The sequence below is a fragment of the Pseudovibrio sp. Ad37 genome (assembly GCF_001623075.1).
Taxonomy (GTDB): Bacteria; Pseudomonadota; Alphaproteobacteria; order Rhizobiales; family Stappiaceae; genus Pseudovibrio.
The window spans coordinates 1-18,613 of sequence record NZ_LMCF01000032.1 but is presented as its reverse complement, the minus strand read 5'-3'; the positions used below and the strand labels follow the sequence as shown (position 1 = coordinate 18,613).

General features: G+C 50.7%; 20 protein-coding genes and 1 pseudogene. 12 read left to right on the top strand and 9 right to left on the bottom strand.

Annotated features, from left to right (window positions below; translation table 11 throughout):
- Positions 1–17 precede the first annotated feature (17 nt).
- Positions 18–251 carry a hypothetical protein gene (locus tag PsAD37_RS08970; protein ID WP_063293025.1) on the top strand — a complete coding sequence of 78 codons (234 nt, stop codon included), beginning with the start codon at positions 18–20 and terminating at the stop codon, positions 249–251.
- Between the two features lie 8 nt (positions 252–259).
- Here the strand turns inward: PsAD37_RS08970 and PsAD37_RS08965 are convergent, their stop codons facing one another.
- Positions 260–826 (bottom strand): invasion associated locus B family protein, encoded by a 567-nt coding sequence (locus tag PsAD37_RS08965; protein WP_063295851.1) that lies wholly within the window; start codon positions 824–826, stop codon positions 260–262.
- A gap of 130 nt (positions 827–956) precedes the next feature.
- On the opposite strand from PsAD37_RS08965, the gene PsAD37_RS08960 reads away from it, so the two are divergent.
- Together PsAD37_RS08960 and PsAD37_RS08955 are read left to right on the top strand one after the other, a co-directional pair.
- On the top strand, positions 957–1,295 hold the full coding sequence (locus PsAD37_RS08960) for a VOC family protein (RefSeq protein WP_063295850.1): 339 nt from the start codon (positions 957–959) through the stop codon (positions 1,293–1,295).
- 112 nt (positions 1,296–1,407) lie between these two features.
- Complete coding sequence (locus tag PsAD37_RS08955) at positions 1,408–1,794, top strand: hypothetical protein (protein ID WP_057463865.1); 387 nt, start codon at positions 1,408–1,410, stop codon at positions 1,792–1,794.
- A 29-nt stretch (positions 1,795–1,823) separates the two neighbouring features.
- On the opposite strand, the gene PsAD37_RS08950 is transcribed toward PsAD37_RS08955, so the two are convergent.
- Positions 1,824–3,086 carry a multidrug effflux MFS transporter gene (locus tag PsAD37_RS08950; RefSeq protein ID WP_063295849.1) on the bottom strand — a complete coding sequence of 421 codons (1,263 nt, stop codon included), beginning with the start codon at positions 3,084–3,086 and terminating at the stop codon, positions 1,824–1,826.
- 304 nt (positions 3,087–3,390) lie between these two features.
- Between PsAD37_RS08950 and PsAD37_RS08945 the strand changes: the two genes are divergently transcribed.
- Positions 3,391–4,632: a hypothetical protein gene (locus PsAD37_RS08945; protein WP_063295848.1), complete on the top strand. Its 1,242-nt coding sequence runs from the start codon at positions 3,391–3,393 to the stop codon at positions 4,630–4,632.
- 8 nt (positions 4,633–4,640) lie between these two features.
- Here PsAD37_RS08945 and PsAD37_RS08940 read toward each other — a convergent pair whose 3' ends face one another.
- The gene (locus tag PsAD37_RS08940; RefSeq protein WP_063295847.1) at positions 4,641–5,090 is read right to left on the bottom strand and encodes a GtrA family protein; all 450 of its coding nucleotides are present in this window, start codon (positions 5,088–5,090) and stop codon (positions 4,641–4,643) included.
- Positions 5,090–6,568: a UbiA family prenyltransferase gene (locus tag PsAD37_RS08935; RefSeq protein WP_084407705.1), complete on the bottom strand. Its 1,479-nt coding sequence runs from the start codon at positions 6,566–6,568 to the stop codon at positions 5,090–5,092. Before PsAD37_RS08935 ends, PsAD37_RS08940 begins: the two co-directional genes overlap by 1 nt.
- Before the next feature lie 499 nt (positions 6,569–7,067).
- Here PsAD37_RS08935 and PsAD37_RS08930 point away from each other — a divergent pair, with 499 nt between their 5' ends.
- The 6 genes from PsAD37_RS08930 (at position 7,068) to PsAD37_RS08905 (ending at position 12,923) form a co-directional block, all read left to right on the top strand.
- Positions 7,068–8,696 (top strand): ABC transporter substrate-binding protein, encoded by a 1,629-nt coding sequence (locus PsAD37_RS08930; protein ID WP_063295846.1) that lies wholly within the window; start codon positions 7,068–7,070, stop codon positions 8,694–8,696.
- A gap of 94 nt (positions 8,697–8,790) precedes the next feature.
- Complete coding sequence (oppB, locus tag PsAD37_RS08925; RefSeq protein ID WP_063295845.1) at positions 8,791–9,714, top strand: oligopeptide ABC transporter permease OppB; 924 nt, start codon at positions 8,791–8,793, stop codon at positions 9,712–9,714.
- A gap of 11 nt (positions 9,715–9,725) precedes the next feature.
- Positions 9,726–10,655 (top strand): ABC transporter permease subunit, encoded by a 930-nt coding sequence (locus tag PsAD37_RS08920; RefSeq protein WP_193778238.1) that lies wholly within the window; start codon positions 9,726–9,728, stop codon positions 10,653–10,655.
- An 11-nt stretch (positions 10,656–10,666) separates the two neighbouring features.
- Positions 10,667–11,521, top strand: coding sequence for an ATP-binding cassette domain-containing protein (locus PsAD37_RS08915; RefSeq protein ID WP_063295844.1), 855 nt, complete (start codon positions 10,667–10,669; stop codon positions 11,519–11,521).
- A 2-nt stretch (positions 11,522–11,523) separates the two neighbouring features.
- Positions 11,524–12,384, top strand: a complete 861-nt coding sequence (locus PsAD37_RS08910) for an ATP-binding cassette domain-containing protein (protein ID WP_063295843.1) — start codon at positions 11,524–11,526, stop codon at positions 12,382–12,384.
- Positions 12,385–12,515: 131 nt separating this feature from the next.
- Positions 12,516–12,923, top strand: a complete 408-nt coding sequence (locus PsAD37_RS08905) for a GFA family protein (RefSeq protein ID WP_063295842.1) — start codon at positions 12,516–12,518, stop codon at positions 12,921–12,923.
- 2 nt (positions 12,924–12,925) lie between these two features.
- On the opposite strand, the gene PsAD37_RS08900 is transcribed toward PsAD37_RS08905, so the two are convergent.
- Positions 12,926–14,122, bottom strand: coding sequence for a benzoate/H(+) symporter BenE family transporter (locus PsAD37_RS08900; RefSeq protein WP_063295841.1), 1,197 nt, complete (start codon positions 14,120–14,122; stop codon positions 12,926–12,928).
- A gap of 290 nt (positions 14,123–14,412) precedes the next feature.
- Between PsAD37_RS08900 and PsAD37_RS08895 the strand changes: the two genes are divergently transcribed.
- Positions 14,413–15,408, top strand: a complete 996-nt coding sequence (locus PsAD37_RS08895; protein WP_063295840.1) for a UDP-glucuronic acid decarboxylase family protein — start codon at positions 14,413–14,415, stop codon at positions 15,406–15,408.
- Between the two features lie 26 nt (positions 15,409–15,434).
- Here the strand turns inward: PsAD37_RS08895 and PsAD37_RS08890 are convergent, their stop codons facing one another.
- The 3 genes from PsAD37_RS08890 to PsAD37_RS08880 all read right to left on the bottom strand — a co-directional run bounded on the left by PsAD37_RS08890 (position 15,435) and on the right by PsAD37_RS08880 (position 18,018).
- Complete coding sequence (locus PsAD37_RS08890) at positions 15,435–16,082, bottom strand: SDR family NAD(P)-dependent oxidoreductase (RefSeq protein ID WP_063295839.1); 648 nt, start codon at positions 16,080–16,082, stop codon at positions 15,435–15,437.
- Between the two features lie 70 nt (positions 16,083–16,152).
- The gene (locus PsAD37_RS08885) at positions 16,153–17,082 is read right to left on the bottom strand and encodes a nuclear transport factor 2 family protein (RefSeq protein WP_063295838.1); all 930 of its coding nucleotides are present in this window, start codon (positions 17,080–17,082) and stop codon (positions 16,153–16,155) included.
- A gap of 12 nt (positions 17,083–17,094) precedes the next feature.
- On the bottom strand, positions 17,095–18,018 hold the full coding sequence (locus tag PsAD37_RS08880; protein ID WP_063295911.1) for an alpha/beta hydrolase: 924 nt from the start codon (positions 18,016–18,018) through the stop codon (positions 17,095–17,097).
- 269 nt (positions 18,019–18,287) lie between these two features.
- On the opposite strand from PsAD37_RS08880, the gene PsAD37_RS08875 reads away from it, so the two are divergent.
- A complete protein-coding gene (locus PsAD37_RS08875) occupies positions 18,288–18,536 on the top strand; it encodes a hypothetical protein (protein WP_208991785.1) in 249 nt (82 codons plus the stop codon).
- On the opposite strand, the pseudogene PsAD37_RS29075 reads toward PsAD37_RS08875, so the two are convergent.
- A pseudogene (locus PsAD37_RS29075) lies at positions 18,488–18,613 on the bottom strand (IS30 family transposase); the annotation flags it as partial. The gene PsAD37_RS08875 and the pseudogene PsAD37_RS29075 overlap by 49 nt on opposite strands.

The window sequence follows — 18,613 nt, the reverse complement described above, 5'->3', positions numbered from 1 at the left end:
AAGAACAGAAAGCTTACATGACGACCTCTATGCAACCCTCATCAAACCCCAAGCAGAGCATTGGAGTGGTATTCTCCGTTGCCGCATCCGCTCTTGCTCTTACAGCTGCAATTGGCCTTGCCTATCTTGCAAATCCGAACCCGGCTTCAAAGCTGCATCTTGCCAACACTGAAGTCTCTCATTGCACCGTTGCCGGCGCTACAGCTGTTTTGGGTCTTCGCGGTGAATGGAACTGCATTGCTGCGCAGTGACCACGAGCTTACTTTGAGTTCTGCGCTCGCATCTCGTTGTAGGCTTTTGTAAAACCGGTGGCTGAAAAGTTGATGCCAACCTTTTTGCCTGCTCTGGACATCATCACAAATCGTCCTTGATCTTTTGCAGCTTTCATCGCGTTGATGAAGGCCTCTTCGGTTTTGCCTTCAATCACACAGCCTTGCGCCATACAGCGATTGACCCGCGCAACTGCCTGAAAATCACCGATGTTCACCCCAACACCCGGAGCCAACAGAAAGTCGAGCGGCAATACATATTGCACCATATCGCTCTTTTCTTTCGGACTATAGGTGAGTGTCATCAGCAAAATATTCTGGCCACTCTCATTATGAACCACACGCTGCTTGATCTGGCAGCTCATGCCATTCACGGCGGGGTCATAGCACTCCAGCATCCAGTCTCCGTGTTGCTGCGTGGTAACCTTGGGACTGCTGGCAACAGCCGCATCGCCTTTGGGGGCTGATTGAGCAAAGCCCGGCGTAGCACCAAGAAAAGCAACAACTCCCAGAGCAAGAGCTGCAATTGTACGAAGGAGAAAACCAAAAATCTTCATTTGAATATCTTGCTTGCAACTATAACGATAGGACTGAATTATCTATCTCACTAATCTAATTTTGTTGCAATATTGGAGATTTGCGGGAGGCCTTTTGGAAAGAGCCCCTCGGCTTCCTTAGGGATTTGAAATTATGAAATCTGGAAAAATCAATTACATCGAATTGCCAGCTGCTGATCTGGAAGCCGTACAGACATTTTACAGCAATGCACTCGGTTGGACTTTCGAGGACTACGGCCCTGACTACGCTGCCTTCAATGGCGGTTTCTTCAAGGCAGACCTGTCGTCCTCCACCGCAAGCGGTGCGGCGCTTGTGGTGCTTTATGCCGAAGATTTGGAAGCTCTGCAGGACACACAGGTGAAAAACGGCGCAAAAATCTGCCGCGAGATCTTCACCTTCCCGGGTGGGCGCCGGTTCCATTTTCTTGACCCGAACAACAACGAGCTTGCTGTGTGGTCAGACAAATAACAGGCGAAGGCATCGCTGACCTGCAATATTAGTGGGAGTGAATTGAGGGATTCACCCTTCTCTATGAATAGGCGTAGCTTCCAAGCGAAATCTAGTTTCTCAGGAGATTCGCGTGCGGTTCGCCAAAGCATCAGACGCCGGTCAGTTCAGCCCCCTCAGTTCTAAAGGGGCTTCCCTCGGAGTTCTCATTGCATCTGCAGTGCTCCTCGCCGGATGCCAATCCAATGTTTTTGGACCTGATCCGTCAAACCCTCCTTCTGATGCTTATGTTGTTTCTATCGAAACCAAGCCATCTGGCGCGCAATGCATCCTGGATGGGTTTGCTGAAAACCTGCACGTGAAAAGCCCCGGCCAACTCGTCATTCCAAAGGAATACAAAGACGCGCAAATCGTGTGCACAAAGGAAGGCCACGAGGAAGTTCGCGATGACTGGTACCCCGGTGCAGGCGTAGAAATGCCGACTGTCTCCTGGGTCAGGACGCTTCCGAAGAAACAGTAGTCCCTATTTCTTGAACATCTTAGCAGCGCTTAGGCGTTGGCTTCAGCTGAGGTCGTGTTTGACAACGCGATCTTTTCTGCTTTCTGCACCCTTGCGCCAATAACCACCAGCACAAGTGCGATTCCGCCAAAAACGCAGAACGCAAAGGACAAGGGCAGCAAGGTCTGATCGTAGAAACGGCCAACAATCACAGAGAGGATGAGCGCAATAAACGTGGTGGTCGCGCCAACCAGCGTTGCAGCCAAGCCAGCGATATGCCCGAGTGGTTCCATGGACATGGCGTTCAGATTTCCGCTCAACATCGGCTGACAAAAGAATGCCAGCGAAAGATAGGTCATGAACAACCACAGATCAGGCGTGGTATCAATGAGGAGCAGATACATCGCAAAGCTGAGGCTGGTGACAATCTGAATTGTCAGCGCAGCACGGCACATGTTCTGCAAGCCGATACGTCTGACAATACGGCCATTGACGATGGACGCCATGCCAAACACAACGGCAATTCCGGAGAAATAGAGCGGGAATGTTTCGTGGACGTTGAAAATATCTGCAAACATCGGCTGAGCAGTGCTCAGATATGTCATCATCGTACCAAAAACAAAGCCTGAAGCCGCGGTGTAATACAGCGTCGCCTTATGGCTTACGACTTCTTCAAGACCTTCCCAAAGCACCTTGGGCGTGATTACCCGGCGGTTTTCCGGTTTCAGTGTTTCTGGCTGACGCATTGCCAGCCAGATGCAGCCAACAGACGCCATAATCAGCATGATGACAAAGATCGCCCGCCATCCCGCAGCAAACAGGATGCCTTGACCAATCAACGGCGCTAATGTGGGCACAATAATAAACACTGCTGTTACAAACGACAGGATGCGGGCCATTTCCGCGCCGACATACTTGTCGCGAACAATTGCCATAACGACCGTACGGTGAGCGCTGGCTCCGACACCTTGAAGCAGACGCCCGAAAATCATCATTGGCAATGATGTCGCCGTGGCTGCAAGGACGGCACCAATTGCGAAAACAACAGACCCTGCATAAACCGCCGGCTTTCTGCCAAAGCGATCAGAGACGGGACCAAAAACAAACTGACCCAAGCTTAATCCAAGAAACAGCGCAGAAATGATGAGCTGGACGTTGTTGGAATTTCCGACATTTAAATCTTTGCCGATGACTGAAAACGCTGGCAGCACGGCGTCAATCGAAAGCGCAGTCAAGCTGGTCAACGTAGCCATGAGGGCAACAAATTCAACCGTTCCCAGGCTCGCACCTGCGGTTTTCGGAGAGTCCGACATCTGGATATTCCTGTTTCAATCCTGGCAAATTTGCGGGTTTATTTTTAAAAACCCAACACCATGGATCTACCGCGATTGCGGCAAAGTCTGTGGGAGCAACACCTTTCACCTATCAGGCAACAAACATGAAATCAAGAAATGAGATGAATTGTAATCAATGATGTTCTTTGAGGAGTTAGCACCGAGAATGTTTTTATCTCGGTTACTTTTGCGAGAGCTTCGTGCCAATTTTAGTCCTCTTGCACCCCTTTAAGAAGACACTAGGATTCTTGATGTTATTACTCTCCCATATTTGGGGGGCATTATGATTTCGATTGAACGTTTTAGAGGCGCACTCCTCACAACAATTCTTGCTGGTTTGGTTTCCATTCTTCTGGCAGTCATTGTTTTCCGCATGATTGGGGAGCAGCCAGAAAGCAATTCTTACGCCTTGCTTGCAGAGGCTTTTTTGCAAGGCCGCTTTGAGGCTTCGCGCTGCTTTGATCTGGACTGTGCGCTTTTCGAAGACAAGATCTTTGTCATATTCCCCCCTGTACCAGCCTTGATCGCTCTGCCATTTGTGGCCGTATTGGGTGTAGGGTTTCATCACTTTATTGCTCTGGGGCTGATTTGCTTTTTCATTACCGGACTGTTGTGGTGGCAAATTACGCGCAACTACCAGACAGACTACCGACTGGCTCTATTGCTTGTCGCAGCGTTTCTTTTTGCAACACCGCTGCAATACACTGTGCTCCGCGCCGATGGTGTCTGGTTCTTTGCGCAAGCCGTTGCTGCAATGTTGACGTCACTGGCACTCTGGTCAGCGCTCATCAAGAGAAATGCTTGGCTTGTGGGATTGTTTATCGGTCTCGCATTCCTCACCCGGCAGATGAGCATTCTTTACATGCCGTTCTTTTTTGTTTTGATGACGCCACCAGACAGGTCCATCTTTGCAATCAATGCTGAGAGTATTGGGCGCCTGCTCAAACTCGCAGTCTTTCCTGCAATCGCAATTGGCATCTACTTTGCTTACAATTACGCCCGCTTCGGCGATCCTATGCAAACTGGGTATGCATACATTTTCCCACCAGAATGGGATGCTCTGGGTGATCCATCTGCGTCATGGATTGAGGATCGTGTTCAAGAGCTGGGCTTGTTCCATCGGGATTATCTGCTCTTCAACCTGGTCCACTTCTTCGTGCAAGGACCGGATATAGAGTTTTCAGGCAAATACCTGACGCAAATGAGCGGCTTTGGCGACAAGGGCATAGCGCTCTTCATCGGCGCCCCGTTCCTGCTTTACTTCTTCCTCGCCAAATGGAACCGGGAATACCTTTTTGCAGGGCTAACAATCGCTCTCATCGCAGGAATGACACTGTTCTACCACTCCAACGGCTTCTCTCAGTATTCCGTGCAGCGCTACGTGCTGGACTGGCTCCCGCTCATGATGCTCTTCGTTGTGCGCACCGTGCGACAAGACAACATGGGGATCTTCGCTATGCTTGTGGCGCAAGCTTTGTTTCTCAACGTCGCCATGCAAGCGCTTGCTTTTGTGGCAAACGGTTGAACCAGGTTCTATCGAGTTTGGCGGAAAGTGATCACCTTATGACCCAGATAGTTTGTCACCGCTCCAACCGCGATGGCAACACCATGTGCGAGTGCCTGCGCGATAAAGAGCGGCAGGGTTGTCATAAGCATTGCATTTAAACCAACAGACAGCCCAAGCACGATGAGAGCAGAGAACAGGTTCACCCCAAGAAAGATCAGTACCTGTCGTTTGATGCTTTCGGGTTTCTGCGCCCCTACAAACACAAAATGCTTATAGAGGGCGTATCCGACACTCATTCCGATGAAATAGGCCAGCAACACCGCCAGCCAAAACGGCATGAACACAGACAGTGCAATCCGCAACAGCCAGTTTACAAAAGCAGCAAGACCACCAGCTAACAAAAAGCGGATGATCTGCCTGAACTCTGGGCTGGTGTCATAAGAAGATTTCAGCGCGGCAAGGCGAGCGGCAACCATCAGATCAAATAGCCTCCGAACCAGGCAAACAAGAACAGAATGGCCAGCATACCGCCAAGCACGAGGCTCTGCTTATCCTTTAACGCGAAGACCACAGGGTCATCGTTCAGTTCCAGTCTCTGGCATTTCAGCCAGACGCGACCAAGCCAAAGAAACAAAATGGGTGGCATGCCCCACAAAAGCACAGCTGCAGAATAAAAGTTGGCGTTGAATGCTTCATTGGTTAGGTAAAGCACCATAACCAGCGTTGCTGCCAATCCACTTGCCGAGCCGAGTGCAAGCAACATCGGCAAATCTCTGTTTCGATACCCGCGCCCGGACATCTCCCCATTTGTACCAGCCTCCACATGGCGACCAAGCTCCGTATGGCGTTTTGCCAAAGACAGCGAGAGGAACAAATACATAGAGAAGACAAAGAGCCAGGGGGAGGGCGGCACATCAACCAGCGTTACACCAACCCCAAGACGCATTGTGAACAACACGGCCAGAACAGCGGTGTCGAGCAATGGTACGCGCTTCAAATAAAAGGAATAGGCAACCGTTGTTACCAAATAAGCGAAAAGCCCCGGTACGACGAAGGGCCCTAACATCGCCGCGATGGCAAAGCTTAGAGCAAACCCCAGAGGGATGGCCAACATAGCATGGGCGATCTTCAGCTTGCCCGATGCCAGTGGCCTTGCCTTCTTGCTCCAATGCTGGCGATCCGCTTCAAGATCCCAAAGGTCATTCAACAAATAAGTGGAGCTTGCAAGAATGCCGAGAGCCACAAAGCCCAGTACCGCACTCGCCCATGCTTCAGGGTTCAAAGCCTGACCACCCAGAATAAGAGGCACAAAGAGCAGCGTGTTCTTTGCCCACTGGTGGAGGCGCAAACTATTCAGGAGAGGCCGAAAAAAACCATCAGGTCTTACAAAAGTCTTTTCTACCTCACCACATCGCATCGCTTTTTGAGATAAACTGTCGGAGGGGTGGACAATTAGGGAGCGGACAGCGCTTTTAAAGACAGGCAGATCGGAAACATTATCACCAGCATACGCAAAACCATCCGGAAACCTTTGTTCCAGATAGCTAGCTTTATTGCCTGATTTTAGATTGATCTTGCCGTTGCTGGCATGAACTTCATCAACAAAGCTGAGCCGACTGGCAACTGCGATGGCCAGAACGTTATCAGCAGCAGTCGCCATATGAACGTCACGTCCTTTGCCAGCTTCTGCACGAGCATAGGCAACAACATCTTCGTTCAATGGTAAATTATCGATTTTTAAATCTACACGAATAGCCAGTTGCTGTTTTACATAGGCACGCCCGCGAATGAGCCAATAAAAAACTACGAATAGGTTCAAAGGGTTTGATTTGAGGAACAGAATAAGTGCTTCAAAAAAGCAATCCGTCCGTATCAGCGTGTGATCAAGATCTAATATAAGCGGGAGTTGTAATTCAGGTTCCCCCGACCTCTGAAGTCTCTGAATATCTTCCATATGCCCCACCCGAAGACTCTGCCCTACAAAGAGTATGGGTTATGAATACCTAACTAATTACTCTCAAATTTGGTTAATAGTGACTCCGAATGATTCAGATGTTTTTCCTTGGAAATTTTATTGGACGCAAAACTACTTAAAAAGCTTGCAAAGCCTAGGATTGTGCAAGCTTCCTAGCCAAACGATCTAGCTACATTTCCCCCAGGATATGATGCAGCGAGCATTTCTTGCGAAGAATACAATTGAATAAGAGAGAAACTACGTTAGAGTGCGTACCGGGAAATGCGTATCTGCCAGCAGTGAGGGGAACTGAGCATAAAGCCACTCGTGGGGAGCTGCTAATGGGCGAAATAATTTCTATTTTGCGTTGCTCTCAGGAAAATATGCAATTTTTTGGGTTTGCCCTTCAGTTGAGGTGAACTCCAATTCCTATTGAGATAATGTATTCAAATCGGCGCTGTTGGGGAACAGGCGACCGATGTAGTGAGGAGATTCCTAGATGAAATTCAGCAAAAGCTCTCTTTTGGCGAGCGTGGTCGGCACCGCATTGCTATCTACATCTGCATTTGCTGCGGGTGTTCATCCAGAAACAGGCGAGAAACTCGCCGACGACCAGACATTTACATACCGCGTTCTTGATGAGCACTCTTCTGTCGATCCGGCTATTGTAGAGGACGTCTCTGGTTCTGAACTCGTTCGCAACCTTTTTGAAGGTCTGTACAACCAGGACAACCTTGGCAATCTAGTTCCAGGTGTTGCTCTAAGCCACACCGTTTCTGATGACAACCTGACTTACACTTTCAAGCTGCGTGACAATGCGAAATGGTCTGATGGTAAGCCTGTAACAGCAGGAGACTTCGTGTATGGCTGGCAACGTGCAGCTGATCCCGCGAATGCCTCTCCATATGCTTGGTACATGGAGCTCATGTCTCTGGAAAACGCAGAAGCAATCATTGCCGGAGATATGGAAGTTTCCAAGCTTGGTGTGAAAGCGATTGATGACCATACATTGGAAGTCAGACTGACACAGCCTTTGCCTTACTTCGCTTTAATGACAACACATGCAACAACTTTCCCTTCACCAAAGTGGGCTGTGGAAGCACATGGAGCTGAGTGGATCAAGCCGGGCAACATCGTATCCAACGGCGCATACAAACTGGAAACACACGTTCCGCAGGAAACTGTCAGCATGGTGCGCAACACCAATTACTGGGATAATGAAAGTACCATTATCGACAAGGTTGAAGCCCTTGTTATGAATGATGAAAACGTTGCATTGACCCGTTATCTTGCTGGTGAAACCGATCGTACAGAAGCACCTGCTGGTCAGTTCCCACGTCTGAAAAAAGAATACCCTGATCAGGCGGTTGTCTTCCCGCGCCTTTGTTCTTACTACTACACGTTCAATGTTTCCGATTCAGGTCCTGAAGAGTTCAAAGACGTTCGGGTTCGTAAGGCTCTGGCATACGCAATTGATCGCCGTGTGATCACCGACGCTGTTATACAGGGCGGCCAGTTCCCAGCCTACACCTTTACGCCTGCTGTAACTGCTGGCTTCGAAGTTCCAAAGGTGGACTTTGCTGACTGGTCTCAAGCTGAGCGTGACGCAAAGGCGATGGAATTGCTTGCGGCAGCTGGTTACACCAAAGACAATCCGCTTGAGTTCGACATGGTCTACAATACTTCTGAAGCCCATAAGAAAATCGCGATCGCGATGACCCAGATGTGGAAGCAGAAGCTCGGTGTTAAAGTCAACATGAACAACATGGAATGGAAAACGTTCCTGAATGAGCGTGGTAACCAGAACTTTGAGCTTGCTCGTGGTGCATGGTGCGGTGACTACAACGAAGCGTCGACCTTCCTGGATCTGATGGATTCCGGGTCTGGCTACAACGACGGCAAATTCAACAATGCCGAAGTTGATAAGTTGTTGGCAGATGCAAAATCCTCTACGCAGCCACAGGCTAATTACACACGTATTGAGGAGATCATGGCTGCAGAAATGCCTGTTATTCCGATCTATCACTACACCAATACGTTCATGATGAACGCTCAGTTGAAGAACTGGCCAATCAAAAACGCTGAACAAAACTGGTATGCGAAGAATCTTTACAAAGTTGCAAAGTAAACCAGCAATCAAGAGCACCGGTGTTTCTAACATCGGTGTTTTTGCATGTTTTTGTTGCTGAAACACCCGTTCTTCATACGAGACACTAATAACAATGCTCAGCTACATCCTACGAAGAGTAGCCATCGCAATACCAACATTGCTGCTGCTCATAATAATCTCATTCCTGCTCATGCATGCGGCTCCCGGTGGCCCATTCACATCCGAGCGTCCGCTCCCTCCTGCGGTTCTTGCTAATATTGAGGCCAAGTATGGCCTGAATAATCCAATATACGTTCAAATCATCAATTATATTGGTGGAATCATTACAGAATTCGACTTCGGCCCATCCTTTAAGTACAAGGACCGAAGTGTAAATGACATTATCGCACACGGTTTCCCAGTCACACTGACTTACGGCTTCCTGTCGTTTGCAGTCGCAGTCATTGTTGGAGGCGCGCTAGGTATCGCAGCAGCGCTCAAACAGAACAGCTGGCTTGATTACTTTGCCGTTGGTGTTTCTATCGGTGCACAAGTGCTACCTAACTTTGTTATGGCACCTATCCTCGTCCTCGTGTTCACTCTGTGGCTGGGCTGGTTGCCTGGTGGCGGCTGGAACGACGGACAGTGGAACCACCTGATCCTTCCGGTGATCGCACTTTCGACCAGCTACATGGCATCAGTCGCGCGTTTGACGCGGTCCTCCATGCTGGAAGTGTTGCATACCAACTTTATCCGCACAGCAATGGCTAAAGGCCTGCCGTATAAAGTTATTATCTTTAAGCACGCGCTTAAGCCTACATTGCTGCCAGTCATGTCTTATCTCGGCCCTGCGTTCGTCTCCATGATCACAGGTTCCGTTATCATCGACATGTACTTCTCAACCGGTGGTATCGGGCAGTTCTACGTGAACTCAGCACTCAACCGAGATTACGCTGTGATGATGGGTATCACGATCCTCATCGGTGGTCTCACCATTCTCTTCAATCTCATTGTCGATATCCTGTACGCTTGGGTCGACCCGAAGATTAGATACTGAGGGCTGAGCACATGATGGTAGATGTTCAAAAAATGGAGCAGTTGGCAGACAATCTGGCTGTTCAAGAAGAAGTGCAAGGGCGTTCTCTCTTTGCGGATGCCCGCCGCCGCTTTCTCAAAAACAAGGCTGCAGTAGTCAGCCTGATTATTTTGTGCGCCGTGTTGTTGTTCTCAATCTTCGGTCACATGATTACTGCCTGGTCCAACGAAGAGATCGATTGGGGCATTCTGGGACAGATCGCTGAGCTCGGTGCGCCAAGCATAGAAAACGGTCACTATTTTGGTACAGATCAACTTGGACGCGATCTGTTCGCTCGCGTGGTCCAAGGAACACAGGTCTCACTGATGGTGGGTATCGTTGGTGCCTTGATTGCTGTGGTCGTTGGTACATTGTACGGTGCAATTGCTGGCTACACCGGCGGTAAAGTCGACAACGTGATGATGCGTATCGTCGATATTCTGCAGTCAATTCCTTACATGTTCGTTCTGATCCTGCTGCTGGTTGTCTTCGGACGTTCAATCTTCATGCTATTCGTGGGTATCGGCTTGATCTCCTGGCTCGATATGTCTCGTATCGCACGTGGACAGACTCTTACTCTCAAAAACAAAGAGTTTGTTGAAGCTGCAGTCGCGACTGGCGTGAAGCCAATCACGATCATCCTTCGCCATATCGTCCCGAACCTGTTGGGTGTTGTGGTTGTGTACTCAACCCTACTGGTCCCACAGATGATCCTGACCGAGAGCTTCATTTCGTTCCTTGGTCTGGGTGTTCAGGAGCCTAACACCAGCTGGGGTGCGATGATTGCTGAGGGCGCTGGAGCAATGCAATATGGCACGTTGTGGCAGCTGGCATTCCCAATGTTCTTCTTCATCATCACTCTGTTCAGCTTTTTCTTTATCGGCGACGGTCTGCGCGATGCGCTTGACCCTAAAGACCGGTAGGAGGTGAAATCGTGGCACTCTTGGATATCCAAAATCTACGGATCACCTACGACACTCCGGACGGAGTAGTAGAAGCCGTAAGAAACGTAAACCTGCAGATCGACAAGGGCGAGACCCTCGCGATCGTGGGTGAATCCGGCTCTGGTAAAAGCCAGACGGCCTTCGCGACCATGGGGCTTCTGCCTCACAACGCGCAGGTCTCCGGGTCGATTAAGTACCAGGGACAGGAAATCATCGGGCTTTCTCATGAGGAGATGAACAAGCTTCGCTCCAACGAGATCGCGATGATCTTTCAGGACCCAATGACCTCCCTGAACCCGTATTTGCGCATCTCGGACCAGATGGCTGAGACGCTCATTTACAACTCGCCAAACGGCAAGCGCATGAAGAAGAAAGATGCGATTGCTGAATGTGTGCGGATGCTCGAAGCGGTGAAGATCCCGAATGCAAAAAACCGCATTCATCTTTACCCGCATGAGTTCTCCGGTGGTATGCGCCAGCGTGTGATGATCGCAATGTCTTTACTGTGTCGTCCAAAGCTGCTGATTGCAGATGAACCGACAACCGCACTGGATGTGACCGTTCAGGCGCGTATTATGGATCTACTGGTGGAACTTCAGGAAGAGTTTCACATGGCGATTGTTCTCATCACGCATAACCTTGGCATCGTGGCAGGCTCCTGTGAGCGCACTATGGTGATGTACAAGGGTGAAGTGATGGAGCAGGGCTCAACTGTCGATATCTTCGGCAAACCGAGCCATCCATACACGCAAGGTCTGCTGAGCGCCGTTCCACGTCTGAACCAGGACGAAGAACGTCTGGTTACGCTGGACCGCAGCTTTGAAACCCAAATGGCGGAGGGCTGATTTTGAGCACGAAAGAGCCAATCTTATCCGTTCGCGACATGCGGGTGGAATTCAAGATCAAAAAGCAAAATGCTTTGCCTTGGCATCAGCCGGAAATTCTGCGGGCGGTCAAAGGTGTATCCTTTGATCTGGCGGAAGGTGAAACCCTCGGCATCGTTGGTGAATCCGGTTGTGGCAAGTCCACTCTTGCCCGCGCGATCATTCGTATGATCCCGTCTCAGGGCGGCGAAGTGTTCTGGCAGGGTCGCGACCTGATGAAGATGAACGAGAAAGGCCTGCTGGGGATCCGTAAGGAAATCCAGATGATCTTTCAGGATCCTCTCGCATCGCTTAACCCGCGCCTGACCGCTGGTCAGATCATCGCGGAACCGCTGAAAACGCATCATCCGAGCACATCTAAGGATGAAGTAAAGAAGCAAGTGCGTGAACTGATGGAAAAAGTTGGTCTGTCCGCACGGATGATCAACCGCTATCCGCACGAGTTCTCTGGCGGACAGTGTCAGCGTATCGGTATTGCGCGTGCCTTAATCACAAATCCAAAGCTGATCATCTGCGACGAGCCTGTTTCTGCGCTCGACGTATCTGTTCAGGCACAGGTGGTGAACTTGCTGATGGATCTGCAGAAAGAGCTTGGTCTGTCTCTGCTGTTCATTGCGCACGATCTGAGCGTGGTGAAGCACATCAGTAACCGCATCATGGTTCTTGAGTTTGGTGACATCGCTGAGATCGGCGAAGCACACGACGTGATCCACAATCCGCAGAGTCCTTACACCAAAGAGCTGATCAATGCGGTGCCGATCCCTGACCCTATTGCGGAACGCAAACGCATCGCAGAACGTCGTGCGTTGGAGGCAAAAGCCTAAAAGAATTTGTATCCTAGATACAACAAACGGCGGGGCAAATGCTCCGCCGTTTTTTTATGTTTTGCATTTGAAGATTGACGCTGCCACATTGCGACTCCAACTAATTATATCTGCCCTTCAAGGCCATCATTATGCGCGAAACTCATAAAGGCTCCTGCCTGTGCGGGACCGTTCAATTTCAGATTCAAGCCACGTTCAAGAAGTTTTATTTCTGCCACTGCAGCTATTGTCGCAAAGGAAGCAGTTCCGTTCACGGCTCCAATCTCTTTTCCTTTGATGCAGACTTCGCCTGTACCAGTGGAGAGGATTCCATAAAGTCCTACAATGTGACGTCCACCCAGCACCGCAGAAGCTTTTGCGAAGAATGCGGCTCTCCAGTGCCGACACATGACCGCGAAAACAACTTCCTCGTTGTGCCTGCCGGGTCACTGGACACGCCTGTCGATACCCAGCCGACTGCGCACATCTTCATGGCCAGCAAGGCGAGCTGGGATGATCATCTGGAAGACGTCACGAAGTTTGATAAGTTCCCTGAGTAATCCTAGGCTTTGTCTGTAGCCTGTTCACTCTGCAGGCCTTTCTGCTTCCAGTCCATCCAGAACATTAGCCCCATACCGACCAGAAGCCCCCAGAATGCTGCCCCAATGCCAAAGAAGGATAGGCCGGACGCAGTGATCAGGAAGGTCAGAATGGCGGGCTCACGACTTGGCACGTCTTTCAGCATGCCCTGAACCGAGACGGTGAGTGTTCCAATCAACGCCAGTCCGGCAACTCCGCCAATCAAAATGCGCGGTGCCAGTTCAACCACACCGACAAACCCGGCAGAAAAGATGCCGAAGATGATATAGACAACTCCTGCAATCACTGCGGCCCAATACCGCTTTGCAGGGTCTTTGTGAGCATCTTCATTGGCACATATGGCAGCTGTGATGGCAGCAAGGCTGATCCCGTGCCCACCAAATGGTGCGCTGAGGACTGAACCAACGCCTGTCCAACTGAACAGTGGTCCGGGAACAGGTTGATACCCAAAGGAACGCAGGATCGAGACACCCGGAATATTCTGGGAGGCCATCGTCACGATGTAGATCGGTATTCCAATCCCAATCAAAGCAGAGAGTGAGAACTCCGGCATGACGAACACGGGAGCTTGCACCAGTTTCAGCCAGCTAAGGCTGGAGGTATCTGCATGGAAATAAAGCACAACAAGGAACGCTAAAAGCGCCGCAGGAACGGCCAGTAACTTGTTGATCTGTCCCGCAACAAACCATGCCAATACAACAGGCAAAGCTAGAGCTGGGATCTCAGCCACCGCCTCAAAGGGAACGAGACATAGCGGCAGAATGACACCTGCCAGTATGGCTTGGGCCAGAGTAACCGGGATCAGGCCAACAATGCGGCCCAGGGGCTTCCAAAGCCCAGTTATGACCACAAGTACACCTGCAAACACAAAAGCACCGACAGCTGCTGCAAATCCGCCTTCTGGAAGACCGGAGGTCGCCAACAACGCGGCACTGGGTGTGGACCAGGCGACGGAAATGGGAACACGCTTCCACAAGCTGAAGCCGATACCGCAAATCCCCATGGCGATGGCAAGTGCCATAAGGCCAGAGGTGGCTTGTTCCGCGCTTGCACCAACACCGCTCAATCCATGCAACACAATGGCAAATGAACTGGCAAACCCAACAAAAGCAGAAAGAATACCAGCGCTGGTCGCACTAGCTGAAAGGGAGGAAGACATTAAGGCCCTGCAACAAGCTGTTGGCGTGAACCTCTCAAATTTGGGGAACAGAGAAGCCGCGCGAGGCGTGAGAAGATCTACGGGTAATGCTAACAGCCATGCCGCTGTGAGCAAACCTTCAACCAGCACATTTATTTGAATTTTGCTCAACAAACACCTGTGAGCTTTCATACCGTTGAAAACATTGCAATTTATCGGGGCCCAATTTTCGGGAGAGGTTTTTCAATATTTACGTCAGAAGGCAGGCTGATAGGCTTTTCCAATCTTTGGCGGTATTGCGGATTGGCCTCATGTTCTCACTTGATGATCGGCGCAGAATTCTTGTGACAGGAGGTTCAGGCTTTCTGGGCTCTTATCTCAGTGAGACACTTTTGGAGGCGGGCCACGAAGTGCTGTGCCTCGATAACTTCTTCACTGGCACCCGCATGAATGTGGAACACCTGCTGGACCACAAACGGTTTGAGCTTTTACGACACGATGTGTGCCAGCCACTGTTTGTTGAGGTCGATGAAATTTATAATCTGGCGTGTCCGGCTTCTCCCGTTCACTATCAGTTTGACCCTGTGCAGACCACCAAGACCAGCGTGCTCGGTGCCATCAATATGCTGGGGCTGGCAAAGCGGATTAAGGCTAAGATCCTGCAAGCTTCCACTTCAGAAATATATGGCGACCCGCAGGTTCACCCGCAACCAGAAGAGTACTGGGGCAACGTGAACCCCATTGGAGTACGCTCTTGTTATGACGAGGGAAAACGCTGCGCAGAGACGCTGTTTTACGACTACTACCGCCAGAACAACATCAACATTAGGGTTATGCGGATCTTCAACACCTATGGCCCACGCATGCACCCTAATGACGGGCGCGTGGTTTCCAACTTCATCATGCAAGCACTGACGACCAAGCCGATCACACTGTACGGCGACGGCATGCAAACCCGTTCTTTCTGTTACCGCGATGATCTGGTGGACGGGATGATCAAACTGATGAACGCGCCAGACCACATTTCCATGCCGGTCAACATCGGCAATCCCAAGGAATTCACCATCAAGCAACTCGCAGAGCTTGTGCTGGAGCTAACCGGGTCCAAATCCCGGATCATCAGGGAGCCTCTACCTCAGGATGATCCGCTCCAGCGCAAACCTGACATCACCCGCGCCCGGGATTATCTGGGCTGGCGCCCAACCACAGAGCTGCGCGAGGGCCTGGTCAAAACAATCCAATTCTTTGAACAGCTTATGTCCAAGCAAGGAGAGACAGAGGCAAAGAAGCTTATGCCTGCGGAGTAGGGTAGCTCTTTGGCAAATGTAGTTTTCTACCACCCCATCGGGTGATAGTCGCTGAAGAAGCCGCCGTTTGGTCCGGCTTCTGGCAGTGTGGCCAGCCATATCCCAGTTTCGGCACCTTGCTCCGGTGTCCGTGGCGCAGTTTCGCCGCCCATTCGGGTTGCGACCCATCCAGGGCACATGGAGTTGATCTTTACGCAGGACGGCAGTTCGCGTGAAAGCGCAAGGGTTAAGGCATTGAGCGCTGCTTTAGCCACCCCATAAGCGCCGGGGCCAGCTAATCCTTCAGTGAAAGACCCCCAGTTGGAGCTCATGTTCACAATGCGCCCGTATTGCCTGTCGATCATAGCTGGAGCAGCGCGACGGATCAGGTGATAGGGACCATGCACCATCACCTGCATGCTTTGTTCAAACTGTGCAGGGTTTTCCAGCATTGGCTCTTCATAGAGCACTCCCGCGTTGTTCACCAAAACATCAATAATTCCAATATCATCAAAGGCTTGCTCGATGGATCGCAAGTCTGCCACGTCCAGATGCACATGCCCGCAGTCAAGCTGCTTGGCAGCCTCCGCATTCCGCGAGCCAATAATGACCTCAAGGCCTTCTTTTTTCAGTCCTTTCGCGATGGCATACCCAATGCCCCTGTTACCACCGGTAATCAACGCACGTCTGGCCATCTGGCACCTCTGTTCAGTTCACACCAACATTCACTTGGAATTAAATAAGTAATTCATTTTCATATTACCATCAAGGTTCACCAATCAGAAAATGATCTGGGTCTTTTCCCTCATCAAAGTCGTAGGCAAAGCGGAAGGGTTCTGGATTAAAGTACTCGCGATAATACTGAATTTTGCCATGAGGTACGTGGAACAAGCCGCCATAAATCTGGTTGTATTCCCGTCCTGTAGTCAGAATCTCGACCTCCCCCGTAAACTCCGCAAAGACCCATTCAGGCGACATCATCGGGTAGAATTTCAGATTGGAGGTGAAATCCGCTTCTCCGGCATTTTCCGGCCACGCGCTGTAGTGCTTGATCAGGTTGGCCTTGCCTTCCACCACATCCGGAAAGCCATCAGGCGAGTAGGGCATATCTTGCACTGCCTTTTCCGACCAGACATCGGCAAGCGCCTCCATATCCTTATTTTCCAAGGCTTTAAGGAATTTAACGACAGCAGCTTGCGCCTTGCGTCGTTTCAGGAAAGCAGGTGGATGAGCTTTGGCTCTGCTCTTGGCTGTCTCCAATATATCGCCATTGCCATTCTCACTCTTCAGCACAAAACTATGCTTGAAGATACGCCAGTGATTACTGCGCTTATGCAGGCGGAACTGATAGAGGCCCTCGACCTCCCAAACCTTGTCACCAACATACAGCTGCTCCGCAACCGAGCACGAGGCGTTGGCGATGCCTTCCTCGATGCGGATATTGAAATCATTGAGAGAATGGCGCATCAGATCGAACCCCGGCAGCAGCTCTGCCCAGTCCATCAACTGTTGTTCCCGTGTCTTCTTATGCGCTGTGCCACCAAGCAGCGAGCTGTAATCCATCTCCACGTGGTCGCTATAAAGCAGGCCAAGGCTCTCATAATCCCCCCGATCAAAACAGTTCACAACGCCTTCCAGCACCGTGGTTATGGCGGCGGTGTCTTTTGCTGTTTCAAGGTCGGACGGGTCGCTCATCAAAGATCCTGTTCAAAGCGTGGAAAGGAAGTGTTCAGCGACAGCTTCCAAAGCCCGATCAATGGGTTGGGTCTTGTCATAAAAGTCAAACTGGCTGACATCCTCAAACCACAACGTGGTCGCCCGATCACCCATACGCCGCGCAAACTCCTTGGCACCTTTGGGGATCGCGGCAGCCTCACTGTGCACAATCAGGGTTGGTTGATTTTGCTTGTCCGCCGTGTGCACACCATCAAACGTCAGCCATGCTTCCCACGAGGCCAGATTGAACTTGTTGTCAAACTCCGGGATTAGACCGCGGTCTTCCTCAGTGTAGTACTCCACGTCAAACATCAGTGCGGTGTCATCAACTTTACTCGCGGCTACGATGTAGCGCAGCTCATCATGGGTCAGCGCATCGCGGCCCACCTTCATCAAATTGCTGACGCCTTCCACACCGCCGTAAACCTCTGAGATAATTTCCGAATTATGAAGCCATGGAGCAACAAGTGCCAGTGAGTGAACGTGCCGGTTTCCACCTGTTGCAGCGCTCATGTACCCTGCTGAAGCACAAATCCCCAATCCGCAAATCCTGTCCGGATTCACATCCGGGCATCGTCCCATGAAATCAATAGCCGCGCGAATATCATCCGTCTTGCGGACAGGGTCTTCCAGATACTTGGTTTTGCCATCATGTGCAGAAAGACCCCAACCCCGAAAATCGAAAGCCAGCGCTACAAAGCCACGCATGGCAAGCTCAGAGGCGTAAAGACCAGCCATCTGCTCTTTCACCGAAGTCCATGCTCCAGTGACCACAACCCCGGGAAGCTTGCCGTTGGGCGGTCTTTTTTTCGGGAGGTAGAGATCTCCATGCAAGACTTCACCGTGACACTCAAACTCCACGGGCCGTACTTCAACCTTGTCCAGATTATTACCGAGCTTCTTCCTCTCAGGCATTGGCTGATCCTTGGTTCTTTGCGCAACTGTCATAGACTAGGATCAACCAAAGACCAGAACAGGCCTTTAACAGGCAACATGGGCTTGTCCGCATCGTAAAAACGTAGCTGCGCCAACACTGCAAAATCGCTTAAACTCCTAGCGGATCAGAGCCGGACGCAAGGTCATTCGCGCAGTCCATTGATTGTAGTTTAGAGTCATCTAAATTATATATTGCTTTCTTAGCCGGCTACTTCCATATAAGCCGTGTTGCATAAACGAGGCCTGAGATGAACGAGAAAGTCGCGCACTGGAATGCGGTTTATGATGCTCGTGAAGAAGAGTATCTGACCTGGTATGAAACCCAGCCAACACTGTCCTATCAGCTCATCACCCAGGATCTCAAACTTGGCGAAACCTTCATTGATGTGGGCGGTGGCGCTTCCAAATTGATAAGCATACTGCACGCTGCGGGCTATGGACGGTGGATTCAACTGGTCGCGGCAACACACTGTGAGAACTTCTCAGCTGGGGTTTGATATTGCAAGGTCTTGCGGGGTCGTTGGTTGAGTTGCCTTGCTATTGCATCAAGTTCAGGCTGCGTGTGTACAGATAA